The sequence below is a fragment of the Paenibacillus sp. P13VS genome (assembly GCF_015143645.1).
In the GTDB taxonomy this organism is placed as follows: domain Bacteria; phylum Bacillota; class Bacilli; order Paenibacillales; family Paenibacillaceae; genus Paenibacillus; species Paenibacillus xylanilyticus_A.
Genome location: NZ_WYEV01000007.1, coordinates 189958 through 216150 on the forward strand (window position 1 = coordinate 189958; position 26193 = coordinate 216150).

Here is a 26193-nt window from a genome sequence, read left to right on the forward strand (position 1 = left end):
ACTGTCTGAACTAGAGACGGACAATGGCTTCTTTTTCGTTTCTCCAAGTCATCTCATATGGAAAAATACGTCCGAAATATGGGACAATCTGCTGGGCAACGTGCTCCACGGTGTAGGTTCTGCCGGTGATGTCCTCGAGAGAGGTCACGCCGTACTGCTCTATGCCACAAGGGATAATCCCTTGAAACCCTTCATCCTGAATACCTGAAGTAATATTAAAAGCAAAACCATGACTCGTCACGAATCCTCGCCGATGTTTACAACGGTTAAACTTTACCCCGATGGCAGCGATCTTCATATCCCCGATCCATACTCCGGTGTATGCTTCTTTCCGGCCAGCCTCAATACCCTCATCTGCCAGGTAATCAATGATGACCTGCTCCAGATTGCGCAAATATCCATGTAAATCAAGAGCTTCATCACGGCCGAGAACGAGCAGCGGATAACCAACAAGCTGACCTGGACCATGATATGTAATATCACCGCCACGATCAATTTGAAACAAGGTAATCCCCTTTGCCTCGAGCTCCTCCTTGCTGAGAAGCAGATGCTCCGGGTGATTTTGAGATCCGATTGTATATGTGGGAGGATGCTGCAGCAGAAGCATCTGCTCGATTCCCTCACCTTCGTCCAGCTGCTGTACAATTGCTTTTTGGCGGTTCCAAGCCTGTTCATAATCAAGCATCGGTATGTATGTCACATCCAGCGGCTTGTTCATGATTTCCCCACACCCTTCCGCTTCATTGTCCAAACCATATTTGATCGTTTAACCGCAGACAGCGGGAAAAGTGCACGGCCTGTGGCACATACACTTTCCCTTGACAACTCTATTTCATTAATACACTTTTGTTTCCATATTATAACCTTCAAGGTTTTCCTTGACCCGCTGTAAGAACCGGCCGCAGATGACGCCATCCAGTATCCGATGATCCAGAGACAGACACAGGTTGGCCATTGAACGAACAGCAATCATGTCATTAATGACTACAGGCTTCTTCACGATCGATTCAAACGTGAGAATTGCCGCTTGTGGATAGTTAATAATCGGTTGCGAAAGAATTGAACCAAACGAACCGGTATTATTGACTGTAAACGTACCACCTTGCATATGATCCAGCTTCAGAGTACCTTCACGGGTTTTACGTGCCAAATCATCGATTTCCCGGGCCAAACCTGCGATATTACGCTGATCCGCATGTTTGATCACAGGTGTTAGTACAGAGTCTTCTGTACCTACCGCCATGGACAAGTTAATATCCCGTTTAACGATAATTTTGTCAACAGCCCAAACCGAGTTCATGATCGGGTAATCCTTAATCGCATTTACAACACCCTTCATCATGAAGGAAAGGTATGTCAGATTAATACCTTCTTTACGCTTGAACTCATCCTTGAGCTTATTGCGCAGCATAACAAGGTTGGTAACATCCACTTCAATCATGGTCCATGCGTGAGGAATTTCCGATACGCTTTGACGCATGTTTCGGGCAATGGCATTACGCACAGGAGTAACATCGATAAAATATTCCGATCTTCCCTGGCCGCCACCTTCTACTTCAATCTGCGGGATTTTCGGAGATTCCGTCAAATGAATCCCTGAATGTCTCACGGGAACGCCTGCATCCGCCGCAGAAACCGCTTCTCTTGCGGAGATTCCCGTTTCTGCACCGCTTTTGTTCAAACCGCTAAACGGTGAAGCAGATGGACTAGCTTCAGAGGAAGATTGTGCTGACGGTATACTTGTTTGGCCACCTTGAGCGATTACAGCAAGCACATCCTTGCGTGTGATGCGTCCGCCTGCTCCTGTGCCTTGAATGGCCTGCAAGTTAAGACCATGCTCTGCTGCAAGTGACTGTACCGCAGGAGAGTAGCGATTACGCATAGGCTGATTGGCATCATGACCTGCTGGAGTTACTGATCCTTGCTGTGCATTGTTCTGCTGGGATACTTGTGTCACTTGCTCTGCAACTTGTTCATCATCCGCAGCTGCTACCTGCATACGGCAGATGGCTTCACCAACAGCAATCGTCGTACCTTCTTCCACCAGAAGGTCGCCCATGATTCCATCAACTGTCGATGGAATCTCTGCATTGACCTTATCGGTAATTACTTCACAGATTGGCTCGTATTGTTCAACCCGGTCGCCCGGTTTTTTTAACCATTTTCCAATGGTAGCCGAGACCAGCGATTCTGCCAGCTGCGGCATAATGACCTCGATCCATTTCATACGTTCAGCCATTTGTTATATCACTCCAAACTTTGCTTTTAACCTTTTTTCGAATAGGTTGTCGAAACTTATATTCAACCGAATTAATACTCCGCAAGGGTGCGCATGGCTTCCTTCGCTTTATCCTTGCTAAGCATGTAGAATTTCTCCAGTGTAGGGCTGATTGGCATTGCCGGTACGTCCGGTCCGCAAAGACGCTGAATAGGTGCATCCAGATCGAACAGGCACTCTTCGCTGATAATAGCCGCAACTTCGGCACCAACACCACCTGTTTTGTTGTCCTCGTGAACAATAAGCACCTTACCTGTCTGACGAGCCGAAGCGATGATCGCTTCACGGTCAAGCGGCTGCAGTGTACGCAGATCCAGAACGTGGGAAGTAATCCCTTCTTCACGCTCCAGTTCTTCCGCTGCCTGCATTACAAAATGCAGCGGCTGGCTGTACCCGATAACCGTAATATCCGCACCTTCACGAAGCACATTTGCTTTGCCGATCGGAACGATGTAATCATCCTCTGGTACATCTTCTTTAATCAGCTTGTAACACTTCTTATTTTCAAAGAACAATACCGGATCCGGGTCACGGACGGCAGCTTTGAGCAAACCTTTGGCGTCGTATGCCGAGTAAGGAGCGATGATTTTCAAACCAGGTGTACCGAAGAAAATGGATTCCGGACATTGTGAATGATACAATCCTCCGAAAATCCCTCCTCCAATCGGCGCACGAATAACAATCGGACAGCTCCAGTCATTGTTGGAACGATAACGGATTTTGGCCGCTTCACTAATGATCTGATTGGTTGCCGGCAGCATAAAGTCTGAATATTGCATCTCCGCAATGGGCTTCATGCCATACATAGCCGCCCCAATGGCTACTCCTGCAATGGCTGATTCGGACAAAGGTGTATCCATCACACGCATCTCGCCGAATTGCTCTTGCAAGCCTTTGGTTGTGGTAAACACGCCGCCTTTGACACCGACGTCTTCACCCAGTACAAAGACATTCTCGTCTCGCTCCATCTCTTCTTTCATCGCAAGACGGATCGCATCTATATATTCCATAACCGCCATGATTACCGTCCCCCTTCTTCGCTGTCCGCATAAACGTGCGTCAGAGTGTCCTCAGGTTTCGGATATGGCGCGTTGTCTGCATATTCAGTCGCTTCTTTCATTTCCAGCGCGAGCTGGGAAGCCAGATCCGCATCCCGGGCTTCGTCCCAGATGCCGCAATCAATCAAATAATTTTTCATCCGAAGAACGCCGTCCTTCTTCCAATTCTCATCAACCTCTTCCTTGGTCCGGTAAGCCAGATCATTGTCGGAAGTGGAGTGAGGAGACAAACGGTACATCATGGCTTCAATCAGGGTAGGGCCTTCACCGGCAATTGCACGGCGGCGCGCTTCTTTGACGGCAGCATATACTTCGAGCGCATCATTGCCATCAACCCGTAGTCCAGGGAAGCCGTATCCCAGTGCACGATCCGATATCTTGCCGCTAAGCTGCTTATGGACCGGAACAGAGATGGCGTACTGGTTATTCTCACACATAATAATGACAGGCAGCTTGTGAACTCCAGCGAAGTTAGCTCCTTCGTGGAAGTCTCCCTGGTTGCTTGAGCCTTCACCAAACGTAACAAATGAAACAAATTCTTTTTTCTGCATTTTTGCCGCCAGTGCAAAACCTACGGCATGCGGTACTTGAGTAGTAACCGGGCTTGAGCCCGTAACAATTCGCAGCTTTTTATGACCAAAATGCCCCGGCATTTGACGGCCGCCGCTATTCGGATCTTCCGCCTTGGCAAAAGCAGAGAGCATCAGCTCGCGAGGCGTCATGCCTACCGCCAATACGAAGCCGTAATCGCGGTAATAAGGTAAGTAATAATCGTGATCCCGGTCCAGTCCAAAAGCAGCACCCACTTGTGCAGCTTCCTGACCTACACCGGATACGTGAAAGTTAATTTTGCCGGCCCGCTGCAAGAGCAAGCAACGTTCATCGAACTTGCGCGCAAGCAGCATGTATTTGTACATGTCCAATACTTCTCCATCGCTAAGTCCCAGCTGTTCATGCCGGTGGACCGCATCTGCAGTACCTTGTGAACTCATATGAGGTACCTCCTTTTAATCAGAGCCTGTGCCCGTCTTACAACCCGATCTTATAACCTGGTACTAAGACTTGGCTTAACCTTATTATAATCCCTTTTGCCCAAAAAAGGAAAGAACCTTTCTCATAAGTCTGTCCAGACCTACATTCCAATGGCTTTTCCGTCTACGGCCAGCATGGCTTCGCCCATAATTTCGGACAATGAAGGATGCGGATGGATCGTCTGTCCCACTTCCCATGGCGTCGCATCCAGCATTTGTGCCAGTGAAGCCTCAGCGATCAGTTCCGTTACATGGGTACCAATCATATGTACACCCAATATATCATTCGTCTTGGCATCGGCGATTACCTTCACAAAACCGTCCCGGTTTCCATGAACGAGTGATTTGCCAATTGCCTGAAACGGAAACTTGCCGGTTTTGACATCAAAACCACGCTCTTTCGCTTCACGCTCCGTGAAACCAATGCTTGCTGCTTCAGGACGAGTGTACACACACCGGGGAATACGGTGGGATTCGACGGCATGAACCGATTCACCTGCGAGGTGATTCACGGCCAGAATGCCTTCATGACTCGCAGCGTGTGCAAGCTGTAATCCACCAATGCAATCCCCGATCGCATAGATATGTCCTTCACCAGTCTGTAGATGCTTGTTTACTGCGATGAATCCGCGGTCCAATTTGATATCGGTGTTTTCGAGTCCAATATTTTCGACATTAGCCTGCCGCCCCACTGATATCAGCATTTTGTCCGCACTGAGCGTCTCCTGCTGATCGTTATTCATCTGAACATTAATTCGAACGCCTTCTTGACCAGCCTCATATGATTCTGGCATGATTTTAGCCTTTGTCAGGAAGCGTACTCCGCGTTTGCCAAGCAGCCGCTGCATCTCCCTTGCCACGTCTTCGTCTTCTGCGGGTAATACATGATCGGCAGCCTCGACAACCGTAATGTCCACCCCGAAGTCATTCAGCATGGATGCCCATTCCAGTCCAATCACGCCACCACCCACGATGATGAGTGATGTTGGCAATTCATCCATCCGCAGAGCTTCGTCACTGCTCATGATATACCGGCCATCCGGCTCCAGGCCCGGAAGTACGCGCGGACGTGACCCGGTAGCAATGATGAGATTGGTTGGCACAACCGTATCCATCTCCCCATCTTCAAACTCCACAGCTACCGCTCCGCTCTGAGGTGAGAATATGGACGGTCCGATTACACGGCCTTTGGCGTATACAACCTGGATCTTATTTTTTTTCATCAAATATTGAACACCTTGATGCAGCTGCTCCACAATGGCGTCCTTGCGCGCCTGTACCTTGGGAAATACCAGCGTTGCTCCTGCTGTTTCGATTCCGTACGATTCGCTCTCTTGAATCTCAGCGTACACTTCGGCACTTCTCAATAGCGACTTGCTTGGAATACACCCGCGATGCAAGCAGGTACCCCCAAGCTTGTCCTTCTCAATAATGACAACCTGTTTACCCAACTGGGCAGCACGAATTGCGGCAACGTAACCTCCGGTCCCTCCTCCGAGAATGGCAACATCACATGTAATTGGCATCTTTTATGTTCTCCTCTATCAATATGATTAGTTATGAATGGAACGATGTTGATGATGATGAAAAGCCTTTTGCAGAACTTTACTATATTCCATTGTACTCCCCTTGGGCAGTCAACTCAAAGTTTGTCCTAACACATGGACAGCGTGCACAAACCAAGCTATGATGGAATCAGGCATGACCTGTAAGCGCAACCTTTATTTTACGTCGACATTTGGCAGAAGGGGTTAAATGGTGATGAATACTAGACTGGTCTTTGCACGGTTTTTGGCGATTTTGGTCTTGGTTATTCCTGGACTAATGGCCATGAAAGGTTTTTTGATGATGAAAGACGCCCTTTTCCTATATTATGCTGAGCACGGGAATGATCAGATCTCACCAGGATTCCAGTGGCTTTCCTTTGGAGGCGGGCTTCTCCTGTTTGCTGCAGGCATGAGTTTCTTGGGGGGCTGGATTTTGTTCCGTGACCGTAAACGCAATTATGTGGGTCCCCGTTTCCGTTCCAAAAACACAACCGAACAGGCAGAGACACCCGGCAAGCTTTCCTAAGTCCGGGCTTTTTGCTGTTCTCCCTAGCTTTATCATTCAATCTGGATCGGGTATAATGCTTATTTATTCACATGGATTTCTCATGGATATCTCAGCATCTTCCCGCTCGTGACTGGAAGAAGATGATACGAATGATCGACTTCAAAAAAGACAGGATGGTTTAACATGATATCGTTTCTCATAACGCTGAAAAGATTGCTCAAGGGCATTTTCCACGCGTTCAAGGACCCCAAGTTTCTCGCACTTTTTATCTTGACTGCAGCAACACTGCTGTCAGGAACCTTGTTCTATACCCGTGTTGAAGGGCTGCACTGGATCGATGCGCTTTATTTCTGCGCCGTGACTTTGACGACGGTGGGGCATCCTGAATTTGTGCCTACCACCGGATTCAGCAAAGCATTTACCGTAATCTACATGTATGCCGGCATTGGCCTTACCTTTGCCATGATTGCCAGAATTACAGCAGGTATTCTATTTCCTCGCAAATTGCAGACAGAAGAGAACCCGGAGTAATCTCCGGGTTATTCGTATAATGCATCCCTCAGCTTCGTTGACATGCGGGATTCTTTGGAAGAAGACTTCAGAATGGTTCTGCGCAGGGTTAAATTGCTGGCCTGCAGCCGCTCTATTTCCGCAAACAGATCGGCAATCAGTGCCTCTGTGCCTTCATGAAGGACAGCTTGTCCCTTTAATTCCTCATACCGCTGCTGCATTTCATTTATTGCTTCACTCACTTGTAAAACACCTCTTTTCCAATACTACAGCTTCACAACTGCCGTTACCAACAGTGTAATAATCCATATAGTAACACAAAGCAGCTTGGATTAGTTCTAGCTCTGACCGGAGATTTCGTGGTACTCTGTAATGGTCGCTTTTTTTGTTGAATCCGTATGTGAGAGGAGTAGCAGCACCGTGCAAACAGGACGTATTACCGTAATTACTGGACCGATGTTCAGTGAAAAATCCGGTGAACTCATTCGCCGTTGTCAGAAATTAATTCAATTTGGCCGTAAAAAGGTCGTTGCTTACAAACCAGCCGAAGATGATCGGTTTGCTCAGGACGAGATTGTCAGCCGAATCGGATATCGTCTTCCTGCCCATTCCATCCCCCGGCAATTAACTCCGGAATCCGTGGAGATGATTCTTGCTCAGACCAAAGATGCTGATGTGGTTGCTTTTGATGAAGTGCAATTTTTCAGCAGTGCCATAATGGACCTCGTCTCCGAGCTTGCCTATTGCGGCAAACACGTGATTGTAGATGGTCTTAATATGGATTATCGTGGCAAGGAATTCGGATATATTGGGGGTCTGCTCGCCATGGCAGATGACATTGAGAAGCTCTCCGCATTCTGTGCGGTTTGCGGAAGCCCTGATGCTGCCTTCACTCAACGTATTGTGAACGGAGAACCAGTCACTCTTGGTCCGGTTGTCATGATTGGCGATTCGGAAGCCTACGAACCACGCTGCCGCTGCTGTTTCATTCCTCCTCACAAAGTAGAATGCTAGTTCAGCTTTTATTATATATTCGGCAGGTTCTCTGAAGCAGAACTCAGAGTCAGACCTGCCTGTTCTTAAAAAGCCCTGAAGGGCTTTTTTTGCTTGACCACCGCATTCGCTCTACCCGGTTCAACATTCATTACAAAAAAGCACCGCTTCAAAGCGATGCTCTAATTCGTAGTCTCCCACTAGTCGCGGGAGACAAAATATTTGTTGGTCATGTAGTATGCGTCACCGCGGGACGTTTCTACCATTCCTTTTTTGGCGTCCAGAAATACGATTTCTTTACACTTCGTACAATACCATTTGGTTCGCTTATATGGAGATTCCGTTACATATGCCGTACCGCACTTGCAATCAATTTTCATCAATAGCTCGGTTGATTTATATGCACTGGATAAGCGTTCCAGACTATCCTGCTGCTGTGTGGGCATGATGGTCTGTTGATAATCGGATAAATGATTTTGAACTTTGAAATCGGCCACGAGGCCTGCATTCAATCCAAAGAACTCTTTCCCAATCTCGGTCACGAAGCGCTTCTCATTTCTGTAGCAATCCAGCCACTCAACAATCTGCTTATTAGACAGTGGAACCGTACCCTTGATACCGCTGTTTAAGGTGTAGGTCATGATGTATAAAGTATCGTCTTGTCTACCTGAGTACATTAGAATCCTCCTTCGAATACATTTGCTAATGTACTACAAAAATGCTCATAAATCAAAGCAATGTTATTTCCTGAGCATGATTCTTCCTATTAAATGGGGTACATTCCACGTTCATCCGCCAACAGCTTACAAGAACTGCATACACCTGTAACATTTCCCTGAGGCGCTGCGTAATGAACGACTGATTCAACTTTTTTCTTGCAAATGGAGCAGTAGTGCCTCCTTTCTTTTTTAGGTGTGTAGTCCGATAGCTTCACTACGTTTTGTTTGCGTCTGAATCCGTGTAAGAAGCCCAGCCATTTCATCTCACTCTCACTCTTTCTCTAGACTAGATTGCAGCCATTCTTCGTCGTTCTCCGGTCAAACTGAACCTGCCGGTATTATGTATACAATTCCCAGTTGTGCACGTCTATCTCATAATCTATTCGACGTTTTAGAGCCTTTTCCTGTCTTTAATCGGTACACATATCAAAAAAAACCGACAAAAGCTATCCTCCCTATCGAGGGAGGGTCAAGGACAGCCGTGTCAGTATTGAATCTTTATTTATAAAAGGTACCTAATACTTCCAGCGCAGGTGAACGCTCAATTCGGAACGGATAGATATACCCTTGATTAAACCGGGTAAACCTTCTGCTCCACAGATCCAGCCCCGAGGTAAATTGATAGGCCTGATATACAAATTTGGAGCAATAATTTCGTTCAATGCTTCGCAAATTGGTCTGCAATCGATAAAACTTAACCTGCTTGTAGTGTTCATGCACCCACTCGGCCGCACGCTGTCCAGCCTGGTTTAAACGTGAACGAAATACAATGAAACGATCTCCTTCATAGAACCGGGTAAGATACCACTCCAGGGAATCGGCGAACACGGGTCCATAAGGATGAACATGATACACTTTGCCGTCCAGCCCAATAATCCCCATATGTCCTGCATAATAGGTCGATTCCGAACTTGGCGTGTACACGATATCTCCCGGTTCCAGCTTCATTTGCCCCAGTTCTGCAACAGGAAGATCCTGCTGCAGCCGTTTGGCTGCGGATCGCTCACGCCTGCTCTCCACCAGTAATCGATGCAAAGCACCGGCAACAGCAAGATAAATGGCTGCGTATTTGATTCGTTTCTTTCCTTTGGTAACCCTGAGGACAGAGGAAATGAAACTCCGAAACATTTTAGACATACCCCACCCCGTATTCTCCACTCTGTCAGATTTATTCGTCTAATTTCATATTATAGTTTTCACTTCGGAACGGATCAAACGGCCATACAATTTTAGCTGCTGCATGTTTCAGTGTCTCTTAACAGAATAACCCAAAACTCCGATATTATAATAAGTATGATAAAAAAATCACGCAACTATCACACCCAGGAGGAATCCCTTATGTTATCCGTTTCATCTTCGAACAGAAGCACCGGAACCCATCAGAGCAGTAATACAGCTACCAAGACGGACAAGATCATTCAGGACTTAAATAAACAAAAGGCAAGACTAAGCGAAGAAATACAAACGGTGAGATCCAATGAAAAACTGGACACAAAAACGAAAATGCAGCGCATTCAAACCCTGAACTCCAGTATTCAGGAAATTGACGCTCAAATTGCTCAAATTAAAGCAGAAGAGATTCAGGAAAAGACACGTCAAAAAGAGAATGAACAGCCCAAGAGTTCTGATCCTCAACCTGAAGATACGGTCTCACTCGGTTCTGTAATCAAGAATAGCAATACATACGATCAATTGGGAAAGCTGGTTGGATCCCGCGAGAAAATGCAAGGTTCAATCAACACGCTGGAGGGCGGCGTTCGTTTTGATCGTACCTTATTAGATAGTAATCCTCATGCAGATAACGGAAAATCGGCGATGCTTGAAAATGCAGAGCATACTGTTTTTCAAATGAAGCGAGAAATGGTTCAGGAAGTTAAATCCCACATTAGAAGTACGGACAAGAAAATTGGGGAATTACTCCAAGATATAAACGATACAGCTCCACGCAATGAACCGACTGTTGAGAAAGCTTCTACCGAAGAGGTGAAAGCGGAAAAGGACAATAAAGACGATAAACTTTCGGTTAACAACGAGGTTATGGACAACAAACCACATTCGAATTCTCTGACAATGATAAACCCTAATACATCAATTGACATTTTAGCTTAATAAATTTAGAACACACACAAAAATAAACCACAACCCTAATACCTGGTATTCACTCAAGGTAATTAAGGTTATGGTTTTTTAATTTTGGCATTTATTCTTCTACAACACCGAGGGCTTTGTTTTTCTCTTTGAATCGGCTGTTATGAGAAGATACATAGGCTACTTTTTCTGCCTCAGGATCCATGTATAGTTTGGCACTGTTGACCGCCAGGGCAGCATCCGTGAAAGTTCCCGCAATAAGATATAGCTTGCTGCCATAATCCACAAAGTCGCCTGCCGCGAATACACCCGGAATATTGGTTTGAAGCTTCTCTGTTGTGGTTACATGCCACTCTCCAAGATCCAATCCCCAGTCCCGAATGGGGCCAAAGTCACTCTTCATGCCGTGATTAACGATAATTGCATCGACTTCCAGCAGTTCACTTTCACCGGTTTCCACGTGGGATATCGTCACTTGTTCAATGACTTCGCCACTAGCACTGTGCAGCGTATTCACTGCATAGGGTGTACGAACATCCACCGAGGATTCTCTCATACGAATGACATTTCGCTCCAGTCCGCCGAAGTGATCCCGTCGATGTACTACCGTCACTTGTTCTGCCAGAGCTTCAAGCTCGTTGGCCCAGTCGACTGCAGAATCGCCTCCCCCAGAGATAAGCACACGTTTGCCACGAAAAGGTTCCAACTCCTGCACTGTGTAGTGCAGATTCGTTACCTCGTAACGGTCAGCTCCCTCAAGTTCCAGCTTCGCCATTTTGTATATTCCATAACCGATTGCCATAATGACGGTACGAGTCCAGTGCTTCTCACCAGTAGCAGCCGTCAGAATAATCGTACCGTCCGGCTGACGTTCAAACCCTTCAATTTGCTGTTCAAACACAATCGTAGGTTCAAACGTTCTCGCCTGTTCTTCCAGCTGCTTAATCAGATTAGCGCATAAAATCGGTGTTACACCACCCACGTCCCAGATCATCTTCTCCGGATAAAAGAGCATGCGTCCACCGAGTCTGTCCCGCGCTTCAATCAATTTCGTTTTCATATCCCGCATACCGCTATAAAAGGCAGAGTACATCCCGGCGGGACCTCCGCCGATAATGGTTACATCATATAGTTCCAACTGCTGATCCATATTAAAGTTACCTCCGTTAATTCGATCCATAACATCGAGTATTTGATATCGATTCTCATTATCACTTAATTCATAGTTTAATGGGAATGTTATCAAAATACAATGGATAAAAACAAAACAATTTTTTTATAGATATCTGAATAATAGAAGAAGTTACATTCCATCTCGATCAGCCGACCTTCTTTCACAGCGAAAATGCTGTTCCAAACTTTATGAAAACAAAAATAATGCCGCAATCTATAGGACGCTAATCGACCTGTAAATCACGGCATTCAGTATGCTGTTGCTTTCATAATTACCTAACTACTCCCGGTCCTTTCAAGACACCTTATGCTCGATTCTCAGCTTGTCGGCAACCATTGCGATAAACTCGGAGTTCGTCGGTTTCGACTTGCTGATGTTGATCGTGTAACCAAACAGGTGGCTGATGCTGTCGATGTTTCCGCGTGTCCATGCCACTTCAATCGCATGGCGGATCGCACGTTCAACGCGGGACGGTGTTGTTTTGAATTTCTCGGCAATGGCAGGGTACAGCGTTTTGGTAATCGCACCCAAAATTTCGATATTGTTATATACCATGGTGATGGCTTCACGCAAATACTGATATCCTTTAATATGCGCAGGAACGCCGATTTCATGTATGATGGACGTGATGCTGGCATCCAAATTTTTGTGTTTGCCCATTGGCACTACATTGGATTTGTTGGTCATAAACATGGATGAACCACTGTTCGTGTTTGAAGAGACGGTTGTCTGGGATCCTACAAGCTGGCGAACCCGGTTAGCGAGCACTTCCATGTCAAAAGGTTTGAGGATGTAATAAGAAGCTCCGAGCTGCACGGCACGCTGTGTGATGTTCTCTTGACCGAATGCCGTAAGCATGATCACTTTCGGTTGTGGATTCAGGTTCAGGTTGCGCAGACGCTCCAATACACCCAGCCCATCCAGATGAGGCATAATAATATCCAGAATCAATACATCCGGCACATCACGGCTTTGCTCCAACAACTGCAGTACTTCTTCCCCGTTGTAGGCAATTCCGGTAATTTCCATATCTTCCTGTTCGGATATATATTCGGCAAGCAAATTCGTAAATTCACGATTATCATCAGCCAGCAATACCTCGATTTTTTGCAAAACGGTATCCTCCTTTGGTTTAACCACTGTTTCGTACATTTCCTTACAGGTTAAATTTTCGACACAGGCGAGGAAATTCCTTCTGTCGAAAATTATTTTTCTTTATTTTTTTTTCGCATTGCTATATAATAAATATTTTATTTCATTATGTGATAATTATCTTTTCCATTCGACAAAAAAATCTTAAGGCGGTTTACCCGGCCTTAAGATTTTTCGCTTTTTCCTTTTTGATCATCACGCCGGCATCCTGTAACATCCACTCGATGAAACAGCCGTAACCTGATTTAGGGTCATTAACAAACACATGTGTTACAGCGCCAATGAGCTTGCCATTCTGAACGATTGGGGAGCCGCTCATTCCCTGAACGATCCCACCCGTTTTATCAAGCAGCTTAGGATCTGTAATGCGAAGCACAAGCCCTTTGGTTGCAGGCTCCGACTGATCGGCCACATGCACAATATCGATGGCGAAACGTTCAACTTGCTGACCCTCGACAACAGTCAAAATTTCTGCCGGTCCTTCCTTCACTTCATGTGAGAAAGCGACAGGAATTCCTTTGGTGTATAAACTGTGATCGGGATTGTCAGACATCTTACCAAATATGCCAAAAGCCGTATTACGCTCAATATTGCCTAATATTTTGCTTTCTTTAAGAAAATGTGCACGTTTTTCACCCGGATCTCCGGATTCACTTTTGGATATAGATGTCACATTCGACTGAACAATCTGTCCACTGCCTACGACAATGGATGTTTGAGTATTCATATCCGTAATCACATGCCCCAAAGCTCCATACACGCCTTGGTCTGGTGCATAGAACGTTAAAGTACCTACGCCAGCCGCAGAATCACGAATGTACAATCCAAGCCTCCAGGCCTGATCTTCGGCATCGTATGCTGGTGTGAGTCGTGTTTTAACGGTTTCCTTCCCACGCTGCAATACCACATCGATCCCTTTTTTGCTTTTTCCTGCTTGCTCTACAGCTTCAGCAACGCCTGCAACGCCATCCAGATGTTTGCCATTCATATGGGTTATCAGATCCCCAAGTTTAATGCCTGCTGTTTCTCCTGGAGAGACTCTTTGGTCTCCTTCAGCACGGACCAAGTGATGACCTACAACCAAAATCCCAGCGGACTTTACTTTTACGCCAATGGTTTGACCCCCGGGTACAACTCGCAAATCCGGAATCACGTTCACATTAACCGTTTTGACCGGAATTTTGCCCCACAGCTTCAAGGTTAATTTCGCTTGTCCTGTCTGCTGGGGATGAAGATGCAATGGCTGCTGCTTCGTGACATGCACTGCTTGCTCCTGTCCATCTAGACCAACAATATCCGGTCGGTCTACAACGGCGCTGGAGGAAGCCGGTACAGCGAGTCGTACATCTGCTTGCCTGCCTGCAAATACCTGTAATTCGTCAGGTAAGGAGGCATAACTCTGCACAGGCTGAATGGCCTGGCTGATTACACATAGAAAGAAGGCAAATAAAAGACCTAGCAATTTCTTCCTGAGGGGGGAATTCAATGGCTGTCACACTCCCTTTGCTTCTTTCGCTTGACGAAAGGTGGTCGCCAATTGCGTACCTATAAGATAACCTTGCCCCCAGGCTTTTATTACTGTCAATCATTACGCCGGTCGCTCGTTTCCTCCTTTTTTGGCTTCCGCCAAATTCAGCATTTCCTGTGCATGATGCAATGTTTTTTCTGTAATTTCAACACCGCCGAGCATACGTGCCAATTCCTTCACTCTGCCCTCGTTTGACAGCGATTCCACCTGCGTCATTGTACGCCCGTCAACGACATGTTTTTCAATGAGGTACTGATGATCTGCCATACAAGCGACTTGTGGCAAGTGTGTAATCGAAAATACTTGGCAGGTTGAGGATAAACGGAACAGCTTCTCTGCAATGGATTGTGCTGCCCGTCCGCTAACTCCTGTGTCAACCTCGTCAAATATGAGGACGGGAATTCGATCGTGACGAGCGAAAATACTCTTCATGGCAAGCATCATTCTGGATAACTCACCACCTGATGCAATTTTACCTAATGGGCGAAGCGGTTCACCCGGATTCGGGGAGATGAGAAATTCCGCATTGTCGGCTCCCTGACGACTGAGCCGGAGCCTGCGCCCGTTCCATTCAATCCCCTTCGGATCTTCTGAAGGCGTAATTTGTACACGCAGCGTTGTACGCTCCATTTGAAGATCCTTCAGCTCACTCTCCACCTGAGCAGCAAGTTCATCGGCACACTGCTTGCGTACCCGGCTCAGATCCTCTGCAGAATCCATCACCAGAACCAGAAGCTTGTCACGCTCAGCGCGCAGTTTCTCCAGGCGCTCGTCCTTGTTTTCCAGCTGGTCTGTTTCATGGCTAATCTGCTCATAATAATTCAAAATAAGGTCAACACTGTCCCCGTACTTTCGTCTTAGACCAGAAATCAAGTTTAAGCGCTGCTCAACCTCCTCCAGTCGACCGGGGTTAAACTCTATTTTTTCACGGTAATCCCTTAATTGAAATGTAGCATCCTCCAATTGATAAAAGGCCGACTGCAGCTGTTCCACGATTGGCTGTAGTCCTTTGCTATCGTAACCGGAGATATCTTCTATCCGGGAGAGGGCGATGCTTACTGCCTCGAGTCCACGCTGACCACTGAGCAGATCATATGCACCGGCAACGCTGTCCATCATTTTCTCACTATGGGATAGCTTGACCCGTTCTTCACCAAGTAATTCATCTTCACCACTTGTTAACCCGGCAGCAGCAATCTCCTCCAGCTGAAAACGATACATGTCCAGCAGCTGATAAGCGCGCTGACTTGACTCCTGAAGGGCACGCAGTTCTTTCTCCGCAGTAATGAACCGGCTGTACCTTTCCTGATATTCCGACTTCACTGGACCAATGACAGCTGCTCCGTAGGTATCCAATAAGCCCAGATGGCTTTCAGCACGCAGCAAACTTTGGTGCTCATGCTGACCATGGATATTGATCAATTTCTCTCCCACTTCACGCAGCATCGTCAGATTGACCAACTGACCATTGATGCGGGATGTGCTCTTACCCTGTGTATTCAGCTCCCGTCTAATAACGAGGTGTTCTTCAGGCTCACAATGGATCCCAAGCTTCTCCAGTGTTTCCCACACCGGATGACCCTGTTCCATCTCGAACAATGCTTCCATCTCCGCTTTGTCACAACCGTAACGGATCAGATCGGCCGAACTGCGACCACCTGCGATCAAACCGAGCGCATCGATAATAATTGATTTTCCTGCACCGGTTTCCCCTGATAACACATGAAACCCTGCGTGAAATACTACATCCACTTCTTCTACAACAGCCAGATTACGAATCGATAATGTAACTAGCATTGGCCAAAGCACCTCCGGATGACAAACTCAGCAATTATGTTTAAAATCGGACCTTAAGAAATGTAACCCATAATTCGATCGATAACCGTCACACTATTATCTTCAGTACGGCAGATGATGAGAATCGTATCGTCACCACAGATCGTCCCCATAACTTCAGTCCATTCAATATTGTCCAGCAAGGCCGCAATGGAGTTTGCCGTTCCTGGCAGACATTTCATTACAACCAGATTATTGGTATGGTCAATATGGAGAAAGTTATCCACTAATGCCCGTTTCAACTTCTGGATTGGATTATAACGCTGGTCTGTTGGCAATGAGTACTTGTAACGACCATCATCCATTGGAATTTTGATCAATAGCAATTCTTTAATATCACGGGATACCGTGGCCTGTGTCACTTGAAAACCAGCTTGACGCAGTGCTTCAACCAGATCATCCTGGGTTTCTATTTCATTCTGACTAATAATTTCACGTATCTTAATGTGTCGTTGTCCTTTCATACATGCCTCCAGTTTAAATAGTTACCATTGATTCCCTAGCTCAGATCATCCCCATCATATACATCTTCCTCATAATCCATCAAACGGATGATCTTTACGCTGGATTCTTCCGTATCCACGTACAATATACCTTCACAACCTGGATACAACAATAAATAGTACAAAAAGCGATCCCGAATGCCAGGACCTGTGAATTCCACCGGCTGTCTGCGCCTTGCCGTCTTGACCAAATACCTGATCTCATCACGCTCGGCAACATAATCAACGAACAACCGACTATAATAAACGGATTCATTGACCTCAAAGGCGAGCGGTATCTTCATTTTGCCTCCGATGACTTCATACCCCTCTGCTTCAAGCAGATCAACAACCGGGGAATGCGGTATGTCGGAATTCAGCTGCATGCCTGACAAACTTACCGGTACCGGTCGATTCAGCCAATTACGCAAACCGTAAAAGAGCCATATGATTAAAATGACAGCAAGTACACCAATAACGATTGTGTCGGATTGCCCATTCATCATCGTTCACCTCGAAGACTTATTCGAGGTCCGGCAGTCGATCTCCTGTTAATAGGATCACCTTTCCAGCGAAAAGAAACTCATCCTATGATGAGTTTCCCGTAAAAGTATGAGCGGCTTCCATAGCAACTTGATGGGCAAGTGCATCGAGTGAAGCCAGATCCTTCTCTTGTTGTGATGCATCCGGTTCTTCCAGACGCCAATGAGCGAGAAATTCGATATTGCCCTCTCCACCGGTAATAGGCGAGAAGGTTAAACCCCGAAGATTTAAATCAAGTTCATTCGCGAAGTGAAGCATGGTTTCCAGTACTTCCTTGTGCACTTTTGGATCTCGAACAACACCAGACTTACCTACCTTCTCACGTCCTGCCTCAAATTGAGGCTTGATCAATGCTACAATATCTGCCGGCTGCTTCAGAAGAGCAAGCAAGGGCGGCAGTATAATTCGCAGCGATATGAAGGATACATCAATGCTGGCAAAGTTTGGCTCAGGTCCAATTAAATCCTCAGGCGTCACATAACGAAAATTGGTTCTTTCCATCACGGTGACCCGGTCATCATTGCGTAATGACCAGTCCAGCTGGTTGTATCCTACATCAATGGCATAAACATGCGATGCACCATGTTGTAATGCACAATCCGTAAATCCACCCGTTGACGAACCAATATCAAGCATGACCAGACCGTTCATGTCAAGATCGAAGTGTTTAATCGCTTTTTCAAGCTTCAATCCACCCCGTCCCACATAAGGATGCACCGAGCCTTTAACCTTTAGTTCAGCTTCCCGCGGTATTTTCATGCCTGCCTTTTCAATTCGTTCATTGTTGGCATACACCAGTCCAGCCATGATTGCCGCTTTTGCCTTCTCACGACTTTCATAATAACCCTGCTCGACCAGCAGAACATCAATTCGTTCTTTCGGGAGTGACATGTCTTTCTCCTATCATATAGTTAATTCATTTATTTAGGTAAAGCATTCCATTGATCAAGAAGGAAAGCGGGTTCTGGACATGCCGTAAGAGGTTTGAGCTGCCAAACTGCGCAGCTGCACACATACGTTGTCCACCGTAAGCCCAACTTCAGCCCGTTGTTCATTGATGCTGCCATGTTCAATGAAGCGATCCGGAATCCCCATAAGATCAACATGTACATCATGCAGACCCTGTTCAGCATAGAACTCAAGCACTGCGCTGCCCATACTGCCTGCTTGAGAAGCTTCTTCAAGCACAATCAGTTTGGTACCACGAATCGCGAGATCACGAAGCATTTGTTCATCCAGTGGCTTGAGGAAGCGTGCATTGATCACTCCGGCTGTAATGCCTTCCTTTTTCACGGTTTCAGCTGCTTCTTCAGCAATTTGAACCATGGAACCCGAAGCGATGATGGCATAACCTTCAGATGGTCGCAGCTGTTCCCAAGTTCCGATTGGAATCGGTACGAGCTGCTCATCCATTGGAACGCCTACCACATTGTTTCGAGGATACCGGTAAGCAATAGGTCCTTCGTTATAATCAAGTGCTGTTTTCATCATGTGACGCAGTTCATTCTCATCCTTCGGCATCATAAGTACAATGTTAGGAATGTGTCTCATAAACGCCACATCATACACGCCTTGATGCGTCTCTCCATCAGGTCCAACAAATCCCGCACGGTCAATGGCAAAGATCACATTGGCATTATGACGGCAAATATCATGCACGATCTGATCATATGCCCGCTGCATAAACGTAGAATATACGGCAAAGACAGGCTTCATGCCTTCCATGGCCAGTGCAGCACACATGGTTGCCGCATGCTGCTCTGCAATCCCTACATCAATCATGCGGTCCGGGAATTCCTTGCTAAATGGAATAAGCCCCGATCCTGTCGGCATAGCAGGCGTTACAGCAACGATACGCTGGTCTTCTTTCGCAAGTTCAACCAGTGTCTGCCCGAATATTTCGGTGTACATTGGTTTGCCCACGGCCTTGAGTACCTGACCGGATTCTATTTTATAAGGTGAGATACCATGCCATTTGTGTGAGTCTGCCTCCGCTGGCTGGTATCCTTTGCCCTTGGTTGTGAGAACATGAACGAGAACGGGTCCCTCCACGTTATCCGCTTGTTTGAACGTCTCAATTAATTTGGGAATGTCATGTCCATCGATGGGTCCCAAATAAGTGAAGCCGAGTTCTTCAAACAAAACACCCGGAACCATCATATATTTGACGCTATCCTTAATCCAGCTTGCCGATTTGGCCAAACGGTCTCCAATGGCAGGAATCTTTTTGAGCATTCCTTCCACATCATCTTTGGCTTTTAGATAATGGCGATCAGAACGGATTTTGCTTAAGTATTTATGCATCGCCCCAACATTGGGCGCAATGGACATTTCATTATCATTCAGAATGACCATCAGTTTTTTCTGCTCATGGCCAATGTGGTTAAGTGCCTCAAAGGCCATACCACCTGTAAGAGCTCCATCACCAATCATGGCAATAACCTGATTATCTTCACCCTTCAAATCACGTGCAAGCGCCATACCCATGGCAGCAGACAAGGATGTACTGCTGTGTCCAGCCTCCCATACATCATGCTCGCTCTCATTACGCTTGACGAACCCGCACAATCCATTGTGCTGACGCAATGTATCAAAACGGTCCATGCGCCCTGTAAGAATTTTATGCACATACGCTTGATGCCCTACATCGTAAATCATTTTGTCTACCGGACTGTTATAACAGTAGTGCAGGGCTACCGTGAGCTCAACCACGCCTAAATTCGGTGCCAGATGCCCCCCCGTTACGGACAATTTCTCAATCAGAAATTGCCGAATCTCTGCGGATAATAAAACAAGATCATCCGGAGACATCGATTTTAGATCACTGGGTTGTTTAATTTGTGGAAGCAGCACGAGAATCTCCCCGCTTTCCTAGATTGTTTGATTAAGTGGATAACACTTTTTAAACTGAATTTTATTAAATCACATTAAATCATTATAACATAAAAGAACAGGAATCATAATTTACGGCTTCATACTCCAGATTGCGAGCTTTTTCGCGAGCAAGACAAATGAATTGAACCATTATTATGTATCCGTTATGTCAAATGTAATCACCGTGCAAAAAGCACATTAACATTATTACACCGATCTGAATCTTACGAAACAGCCGCAGGGCCGTTTCATTTACTTTTTAGACTAATGATCTCTGCGCATTAAATAATCTGCTATCTCCATCAATCGCGATGAATCTGACAACTCCGCTCTGCTAAGGGCCTCTTTTGCAGATTGGGTCAAGGACTTCACCTGTTTTTGAGACGCTTCCATGCCTATGAAAAATGGATAAGTTACCTTTTGCTGATTGACATCGCTTTGGGTTTTCTTGCCCATTTTTTGCTCATCCCCAGTCAGATCAAGGATATCGTCCTGAATCTGAAAAGCAAGACCAAGATCACGCCCGAATACACGCAGTGCATCAAGTTGTCCTTCAGTTGCGCCACCAATACGAGCGCCAGCCAGCAAGGAGAACACGATCAAATCACCGGTTTTATGCAAATGGATATACTGCAGTTGTTCCAGATCCGTCATCCCTTGCTCACCTTCCATATCAGCCACTTGCCCACCAACCATGCCGCGGGCGCCAGCCAGTTCGGAAAGCTCCTCCACAATAGAAAGCAAGGCTTCTGCCGGCACACCGTTCTTGCGGCCTGCTTGCACTACACTATAGAAAGCATGAGTCAACAAAGCATCTCCTGCAAGAATAGCCGTGGCTTCACCATACACCTTGTGATTCGTTAATTTTCCCCGACGATAGTCATCATTATCCATTGCAGGCAGGTCATCGTGGATAAGAGAATACGTGTGTACCATTTCCACGGCGCAGGCTACCGGCAGCGCAGCTGCACGCTGTGCTCCGAGGGCTTCCGCCGCAGCGACGACCAGAAGAGGACGGAGGCGCTTGCCTCCAGCCATAAGTGAATACTGCATCGCATCACGCAGAGACTGAGGTACATCCCAGTGAACTGGGAGAATCTCTTTTAAAGCTTCCGTAACCTCATCTGTTGTCTGTTGGAGATACTGTTCAAAGGAAGGACGACTACTCATTGCCTTCACCGCTCTCAACTTCCGAAGCTCCGAACGGCTTCTTCCGAAGTTCCCCATCTTCTTCTACGATCATTTCAATCTTGCGTTCCACTTGTTCCAACTTGATTCCGCATAACTGGGAAAGTTTCATTCCTCGCTGAAACAGATCAATGGCCTGTTCTAATGGAACATCCCCATGCTCCAGCTGAGCTACGATATCTTCAAGTGCCGCCATTGCCTCTTCAAAATTCAGTTCCGGTTCATTCGCCATGGATGTTGTCATCCTCCTTCATTCCCCAAACCTGACAGTCCAGCTGTCCGTCTGTTAATTTAATCTTAATTGAATCTCCAGGCTGCACTTCCTTCAACGATTTGATCAGTCTTTGCTCCTGTTCGTCATACACCAGACTATATCCGCGAGACATGACTTTTAGCGGGCTTAGAGCATCGAGGTGGCGCACGGAAGATTTCCATTGCTGCTGCTTCGATCTGACGATAGACCTCATCGCAAGTACAAGCTGACGCCGTGCTGCGGCATTTTCCCGTTGAGCCGCATTCACCTGTTCACGTGGATTGAACCGCTGCAGAGCAGCACGAAGACGCTCTTGTTTCTCCGCGGTCCATTTCATCCGTGTATCCACTGTCCTTAACAGCCGCTGATGCAGCATGTCCAATCGTTCTGTATGCTGCATCAATGTCCGTCTTGGGTGAACAAGTACCGGCGAACGCTGTAATCTGGCAAGTCGTTCACGGTTATGTGCAGCCCGTTGACGCAGACTATGCTGCAGCTGACGCTGTCTTAGCGCAATCTGGTCAAGCAGCTCTGCACGATTTGGCACAGCCAGTTCAGCAGCCGCTGTTGGCGTCGCAGCCCGCAGGTCTGCAGCAAAGTCTGCAATGGTAAAATCGGTTTCGTGTCCGACTGCAGAGATCACAGGAATATCTGAATCAACTATGGCTCTGGCAACCATCTCTTCATTAAAAGCCCACAGCTCCTCCAGTGATCCCCCGCCCCGGCCTACAATCAGCACGTCCGCTTCACCAAGGAGATTCAGGTTTCGAATGGCTTTTACGATTGAAGGTGCTGCGCCTTTTCCCTGAACCAGAACAGGATATAGAAGCACTTTCGCAGAAGGGTATCTGCGCTGCAATGTAATCATGATATCCCGTACCGCTGCTCCTGTAGGAGACGTAACTACACCGATCGTTTTGGGATAACGCGGAATAGCACGTTTCTTGGCCGAAGAGAAAAGCCCCTCATCCTCGAGCTTCTTTTTCAATTGCTCATAAGCCAGATAGAGACTTCCGATTCCGTCAGGCTGCATCTGGGTAGCGTAAAATTGATATTGACCGTCCCGCTCATAAACCGATACATTACCACGAGCAATAACCCTTGCACCCTCCTTTGGCACAAAGGGCAATCGCTGATTATGGGACGCGAACATGATAGCCTTAATACGGCTGTCTTTATCCTTCAATGTAAAATACATATGGCCGCTAGAGTGATGTGTGAAGTTGGATATCTCCCCGCGCAGCCAGACGTCCGACAGGACCTGATCGGATTCCAGTTTCATTCGGATGTACCGATTCAGGTCTTTGATGGAGTAGATCTGTCGATCTGCCACAGACGTACCTAGGCCAATCCGTGAGCGCGTTTGGCAGCGATCAGTGTATTTTGCATCAGCATGGTGATCGTCATTGGACCAACGCCACCCGGAACTGGAGTAATCGGACCGGAAACTTCCTTCACACTTTCAAAATCCACGTCTCCAGCCAATTTACCATTGTCCAAACGGTTCATACCCACATCGATGACTACAGCACCCGGTTTCACATAATCGGCATCCACGAAGTTTGCACGACCGATTGCTACGACCAATATGTCGGCTTGACGTGTAATTTCTTTCATGTTTGCCGTACGTGAATGACACATTGTTACGGTTGCATTCTCACGTTGAAGCAGCAAAGATACCGGTTTGCCCACAATATTGCTGCGTCCGATCACAACAGCATGCTTACCCGACATTTCCAATCCAGTCCGCTTGATCAGTTCAATCACTCCGGCAGGTGTACATGGCAGCAAACTGTCATCGCCGATCACAAGGTTACCCACATTGACCGGATGGAAACCATCCACATCTTTTTCAACCGCTATTGCATCAATAACAGCCTTTTCCTCAATATGCTTCGGTAATGGGAGTTGAACAAGAATCCCGTTAATGGAGCTCTGATTGTTCAGCTTGTCCACCAGAGCCAGCAAGTCCTCTTGGGACGTACCTGCATCGAGACGATGTACTTCAGAGTAAAAACCGAGATCGTGACAAGCTTTTTCCTTATTTCGCACATAGACTTGGGATGCCGGATCTTCCCCGACGAGCACAACAGCCAGACCAGGCACAACCCCCTGTTCGCTAAGCTGCTTTACTTCTTCAGTTATGCCTGCGCGGATCTCCTGGGACACTTCTTTACCGTTAATAATAGATGCTGTCATTGTACTCTCTCTCCCTTATGTGAACATTTAATAAGTAACTCGCTATTTTAGGACAATTTCGCTTTGATCGTGTCAACTTCCTGGATCATGCGTCCAAGCACACCGTTAACGAACTTCCCCGATTCTTCTGTGCCAAAATGCTTGGACAGCTCAATCGCTTCGTTAACCGATACTTTCGCCGGAACATCATCACGAAATACCATTTCATAAGCAGCCAGCCGCAAGATCTGACGGTCTACCCGAGACAGACGGCTAATTTGCCAGCCCTTGAGATAATCCACCAGCAATCCGTCGATCGCTTCCTTCTGATTCCATGCTCCTTGAACAATTTCCGTTACATAACTGCGCATGACATCTGCATCGTGAATAACGACTTCCGTTTCATTTTCCTCGGCCGCTTCGTTAATCAGCATATTTACAGCTTCAGCTGCACCCACTTCATTCATTTCCATCTGATACAGACTTTGTACCGCAATTTCCCTTGCCAAACGTCTTTTCATGTCCTGCCTCCTGCAGCGCTCATCCGAGCGTCATCATGCTTATTTTAAAATAAAAGAACCATCCACGCATCATGTTTGTGATGCGAAATGAAGTAGCCTTTACGATATGGTTATTGTTATCCCTTTTCACAAAAAAACCTGCAGTACGTTTCCTCCAAAAAACGGGCATATTAAACTAAGCTCTTTTCGGAAGAAACATATTGCAGGGTTCAGGTGGCTCACTTAAACGGACGCCAGCGCTCTCCAAGCCATTGTCCCCATTCCCTCCAGGGAATGAACAAGCCCAGCTTCGAATCGCTTCGTCTGCCTAATGTATAACCGATGAACACCAAAAGTGCAAAGAACAACATATCCCAAAACCCGGTAAACAAATAAAGAAATCCAAAAAAGATGCCGCCCACAATTCCGGTTATCCGGCCTCTGTGACTATCCCAAATCTCTCTCCACAGCATCAGTGAAACTCACCTCATTCCACTCGACTCTTGTAGTTAGGCGACTGGGTAACATTGGCAACATACACGGTTACATTCGAAACCGGGATCCCCGTAATCTCGTGTACATGATCATGTATGGCCTTTTGCAAATCCGAACTCAGGGTTGGAATTGGCGTCTCGCCATCGACCACTGCACGGATCATAATCTCCAATCCCGACTCAACCACACGAATACGTGCCTTAACATCGCGTACTCCCCGGAAGCGGGAAGTGGCTTTCAGGCAGAGATTTTCAATGGTCTCCATTGAGATCTGCACATCACCGTATTCCGTACGCTGATCTACAGATGGCAACGAAGCCCGCCCACGCCGTACCGAGATGTAAAAAAAACGCAAACTCAGGATAAACAAGATCGCCGCTGCAACAACGGCTGCAACAATGACGTTCTGTTCCTGCTGGTAATTCAATTCGTAAGGCAGTACTCCACTAATGAGTAGAATGACAACTGCCGATATTGCTCCAACGCTTATGCTGTATATAAACAACAGAAGCCGATCCAGTATTTTCGCCACGAACTGCACAGCCTCCCTTGCTCACTAACGTTGCTGTAACCTGAACCTATGCATATCATGTCAACACGTTCTATCCATATGTCTCAATGGAAGATGAAGACATGTCCAAGACGGGATAACCCCCGGCAGTCATGCCGGGGGAATCTGTCTTCTTTTATTTTACACGCTGACTGTTCAGGTCAATCTCTTCCACTTTTTCAGTGCTTTTGAACTGAACGTCATGAATGTGCACATTGACTTCGTTCACATTCAATCCAGTCATATTCTCAATGGAGCGTTTAACATTTTGTTGGATTTCAGTAGCTACTTGGGGAAGACGATAACCATACTCGATGATAACCGATACATCCACAGCAGCCTCGCGTTGGCCCACTTCGACTTTAACACCCTTGGAGAGGTTTTTGCGACCAAGCAATTCAGCAAATCCGCCAGCGAAACCACCGCTCATGCCCGCTACTCCTTTAACTTCTACCGTAGCCAGCCCAGCGATTACTTCAATGACTTCAGGTGCGATCTGGATTTCACCGATATCCGTTCGTTCAAATTCTGTCGGTAGTGTACTCATAACTGTTCAACACACCTTTCGCGTAATAAGTTTGCGGCCATCCGTCAGGGCGCTGTCCTACAGGCTTGATGGCTTTGGACACCCTGCCGGTCCGGGAACTTCCGGAACCCCTGCAAGCAAACTTCACCAAGAAACGTGTGGGCTTATCCCTTGCAGGAGAC

The 26193-nt window shown here is 46.8% G+C and carries 28 protein-coding genes; 4 read left to right on the forward strand and 24 right to left on the reverse strand.

Going from position 1 to position 26193, the window contains the following annotated elements; translation table 11 throughout:
* Positions 1 to 10 precede the first annotated feature (10 nt).
* The 5 genes from lipB to lpdA form a co-directional block, all read right to left on the reverse strand.
* On the reverse strand, positions 11 to 718 hold the full coding sequence (gene lipB / locus GUA98_RS19075) for a lipoyl(octanoyl) transferase LipB (RefSeq protein WP_193724113.1): 708 nt from the start codon (positions 716 to 718) through the stop codon (positions 11 to 13).
* Between the two features lie 117 nt (positions 719 to 835).
* Positions 836 to 2239: a dihydrolipoamide acetyltransferase family protein gene (locus tag GUA98_RS19080; RefSeq protein ID WP_153979233.1), complete on the reverse strand. Its 1404-nt coding sequence runs from the start codon at positions 2237 to 2239 to the stop codon at positions 836 to 838.
* Between the two features lie 71 nt (positions 2240 to 2310).
* The gene (locus tag GUA98_RS19085; protein ID WP_095290475.1) at positions 2311 to 3297 is read right to left on the reverse strand and encodes an alpha-ketoacid dehydrogenase subunit beta; all 987 of its coding nucleotides are present in this window, start codon (positions 3295 to 3297) and stop codon (positions 2311 to 2313) included.
* Positions 3298 to 3299: 2 nt separating this feature from the next.
* Positions 3300 to 4328 carry a thiamine pyrophosphate-dependent dehydrogenase E1 component subunit alpha gene (locus GUA98_RS19090; protein WP_095290473.1) on the reverse strand — a complete coding sequence of 343 codons (1029 nt, stop codon included), beginning with the start codon at positions 4326 to 4328 and terminating at the stop codon, positions 3300 to 3302.
* Positions 4329 to 4468: 140 nt separating this feature from the next.
* Entirely contained in the window at positions 4469 to 5893 is a 1425-nt protein-coding gene (lpdA, locus tag GUA98_RS19095; protein ID WP_153979234.1) for a dihydrolipoyl dehydrogenase, read from the reverse strand.
* A gap of 229 nt (positions 5894 to 6122) precedes the next feature.
* Here lpdA and GUA98_RS19100 point away from each other — a divergent pair, with 229 nt between their 5' ends.
* Both GUA98_RS19100 and GUA98_RS19105 read left to right on the forward strand, forming a co-directional pair.
* The gene (locus GUA98_RS19100) at positions 6123 to 6440 is read left to right on the forward strand and encodes a DUF2627 domain-containing protein (RefSeq protein WP_095290469.1); all 318 of its coding nucleotides are present in this window, start codon (positions 6123 to 6125) and stop codon (positions 6438 to 6440) included.
* A 165-nt stretch (positions 6441 to 6605) separates the two neighbouring features.
* Entirely contained in the window at positions 6606 to 6953 is a 348-nt protein-coding gene (locus tag GUA98_RS19105) for a potassium channel family protein (RefSeq protein WP_193724114.1), read from the forward strand.
* Between the two features lie 8 nt (positions 6954 to 6961).
* On the opposite strand, the gene GUA98_RS19110 is transcribed toward GUA98_RS19105, so the two are convergent.
* Complete coding sequence (locus GUA98_RS19110) at positions 6962 to 7174, reverse strand: hypothetical protein (RefSeq protein ID WP_193724115.1); 213 nt, start codon at positions 7172 to 7174, stop codon at positions 6962 to 6964.
* Positions 7175 to 7352: 178 nt separating this feature from the next.
* Between GUA98_RS19110 and GUA98_RS19115 the strand changes: the two genes are divergently transcribed.
* On the forward strand, positions 7353 to 7946 hold the full coding sequence (locus GUA98_RS19115; RefSeq protein ID WP_095290464.1) for a thymidine kinase: 594 nt from the start codon (positions 7353 to 7355) through the stop codon (positions 7944 to 7946).
* 179 nt (positions 7947 to 8125) lie between these two features.
* Here the strand turns inward: GUA98_RS19115 and GUA98_RS19120 are convergent, their stop codons facing one another.
* Both GUA98_RS19120 and GUA98_RS19125 read right to left on the reverse strand, forming a co-directional pair.
* Complete coding sequence (locus GUA98_RS19120; RefSeq protein WP_153979236.1) at positions 8126 to 8602, reverse strand: hypothetical protein; 477 nt, start codon at positions 8600 to 8602, stop codon at positions 8126 to 8128.
* Between the two features lie 540 nt (positions 8603 to 9142).
* The gene (locus GUA98_RS19125) at positions 9143 to 9781 is read right to left on the reverse strand and encodes a hypothetical protein (RefSeq protein WP_227779820.1); all 639 of its coding nucleotides are present in this window, start codon (positions 9779 to 9781) and stop codon (positions 9143 to 9145) included.
* Positions 9782 to 9982: 201 nt separating this feature from the next.
* On the opposite strand from GUA98_RS19125, the gene GUA98_RS19130 reads away from it, so the two are divergent.
* A complete protein-coding gene (locus GUA98_RS19130; RefSeq protein ID WP_193724116.1) occupies positions 9983 to 10753 on the forward strand; it encodes a FlxA-like family protein in 771 nt (256 codons plus the stop codon).
* Between the two features lie 91 nt (positions 10754 to 10844).
* Here GUA98_RS19130 and GUA98_RS19135 read toward each other — a convergent pair whose 3' ends face one another.
* The 16 genes from GUA98_RS19135 to GUA98_RS19210 all read right to left on the reverse strand — a co-directional run bounded on the left by GUA98_RS19135 (position 10845) and on the right by GUA98_RS19210 (position 26032).
* Positions 10845 to 11882 carry an NAD(P)/FAD-dependent oxidoreductase gene (locus GUA98_RS19135; protein ID WP_193724117.1) on the reverse strand — a complete coding sequence of 346 codons (1038 nt, stop codon included), beginning with the start codon at positions 11880 to 11882 and terminating at the stop codon, positions 10845 to 10847.
* A 318-nt stretch (positions 11883 to 12200) separates the two neighbouring features.
* Positions 12201 to 13019 (reverse strand): sporulation transcription factor Spo0A, encoded by an 819-nt coding sequence (gene spo0A / locus GUA98_RS19140; RefSeq protein WP_193724118.1) that lies wholly within the window; start codon positions 13017 to 13019, stop codon positions 12201 to 12203.
* A gap of 193 nt (positions 13020 to 13212) precedes the next feature.
* Positions 13213 to 14544: a SpoIVB peptidase gene (gene spoIVB, locus GUA98_RS19145; protein WP_193724119.1), complete on the reverse strand. Its 1332-nt coding sequence runs from the start codon at positions 14542 to 14544 to the stop codon at positions 13213 to 13215.
* A gap of 102 nt (positions 14545 to 14646) precedes the next feature.
* Positions 14647 to 16383 carry a DNA repair protein RecN gene (gene recN, locus GUA98_RS19150; protein ID WP_153979279.1) on the reverse strand — a complete coding sequence of 579 codons (1737 nt, stop codon included), beginning with the start codon at positions 16381 to 16383 and terminating at the stop codon, positions 14647 to 14649.
* A gap of 53 nt (positions 16384 to 16436) precedes the next feature.
* Positions 16437 to 16886: a transcriptional regulator AhrC/ArgR gene (gene ahrC / locus GUA98_RS19155; RefSeq protein WP_095290448.1), complete on the reverse strand. Its 450-nt coding sequence runs from the start codon at positions 16884 to 16886 to the stop codon at positions 16437 to 16439.
* 35 nt (positions 16887 to 16921) lie between these two features.
* Entirely contained in the window at positions 16922 to 17407 is a 486-nt protein-coding gene (locus tag GUA98_RS19160; RefSeq protein ID WP_153980777.1) for a hypothetical protein, read from the reverse strand.
* An 85-nt stretch (positions 17408 to 17492) separates the two neighbouring features.
* Positions 17493 to 18338: a TlyA family RNA methyltransferase gene (locus tag GUA98_RS19165; protein ID WP_153979280.1), complete on the reverse strand. Its 846-nt coding sequence runs from the start codon at positions 18336 to 18338 to the stop codon at positions 17493 to 17495.
* Positions 18339 to 18392: 54 nt separating this feature from the next.
* Positions 18393 to 20300, reverse strand: coding sequence for a 1-deoxy-D-xylulose-5-phosphate synthase (gene dxs, locus GUA98_RS19170; protein ID WP_193724120.1), 1908 nt, complete (start codon positions 20298 to 20300; stop codon positions 18393 to 18395).
* A 285-nt stretch (positions 20301 to 20585) separates the two neighbouring features.
* Positions 20586 to 21491, reverse strand: a complete 906-nt coding sequence (locus GUA98_RS19175; RefSeq protein ID WP_153980778.1) for a polyprenyl synthetase family protein — start codon at positions 21489 to 21491, stop codon at positions 20586 to 20588.
* Positions 21484 to 21741, reverse strand: coding sequence for an exodeoxyribonuclease VII small subunit (xseB, locus tag GUA98_RS19180; protein WP_095290439.1), 258 nt, complete (start codon positions 21739 to 21741; stop codon positions 21484 to 21486). Before xseB ends, GUA98_RS19175 begins: the two co-directional genes overlap by 8 nt.
* Positions 21731 to 23095, reverse strand: coding sequence for an exodeoxyribonuclease VII large subunit (xseA, locus tag GUA98_RS19185; protein WP_193724121.1), 1365 nt, complete (start codon positions 23093 to 23095; stop codon positions 21731 to 21733). Before xseA ends, xseB begins: the two co-directional genes overlap by 11 nt.
* An 8-nt stretch (positions 23096 to 23103) precedes the next feature.
* A complete protein-coding gene (folD, locus tag GUA98_RS19190) occupies positions 23104 to 23961 on the reverse strand; it encodes a bifunctional methylenetetrahydrofolate dehydrogenase/methenyltetrahydrofolate cyclohydrolase FolD (RefSeq protein ID WP_095359278.1) in 858 nt (285 codons plus the stop codon).
* A gap of 47 nt (positions 23962 to 24008) precedes the next feature.
* Positions 24009 to 24461, reverse strand: coding sequence for a transcription antitermination factor NusB (gene nusB / locus GUA98_RS19195; RefSeq protein ID WP_153979283.1), 453 nt, complete (start codon positions 24459 to 24461; stop codon positions 24009 to 24011).
* A gap of 218 nt (positions 24462 to 24679) precedes the next feature.
* Complete coding sequence (locus tag GUA98_RS19200) at positions 24680 to 24913, reverse strand: DUF2273 domain-containing protein (protein ID WP_095290432.1); 234 nt, start codon at positions 24911 to 24913, stop codon at positions 24680 to 24682.
* Between the two features lie 14 nt (positions 24914 to 24927).
* The gene (amaP, locus tag GUA98_RS19205) at positions 24928 to 25467 is read right to left on the reverse strand and encodes an alkaline shock response membrane anchor protein AmaP (RefSeq protein WP_095290430.1); all 540 of its coding nucleotides are present in this window, start codon (positions 25465 to 25467) and stop codon (positions 24928 to 24930) included.
* Positions 25468 to 25621: 154 nt separating this feature from the next.
* The gene (locus GUA98_RS19210) at positions 25622 to 26032 is read right to left on the reverse strand and encodes an Asp23/Gls24 family envelope stress response protein (RefSeq protein ID WP_024630996.1); all 411 of its coding nucleotides are present in this window, start codon (positions 26030 to 26032) and stop codon (positions 25622 to 25624) included.
* Between the last annotated feature and the right edge of the window lie 161 nt (positions 26033 to 26193).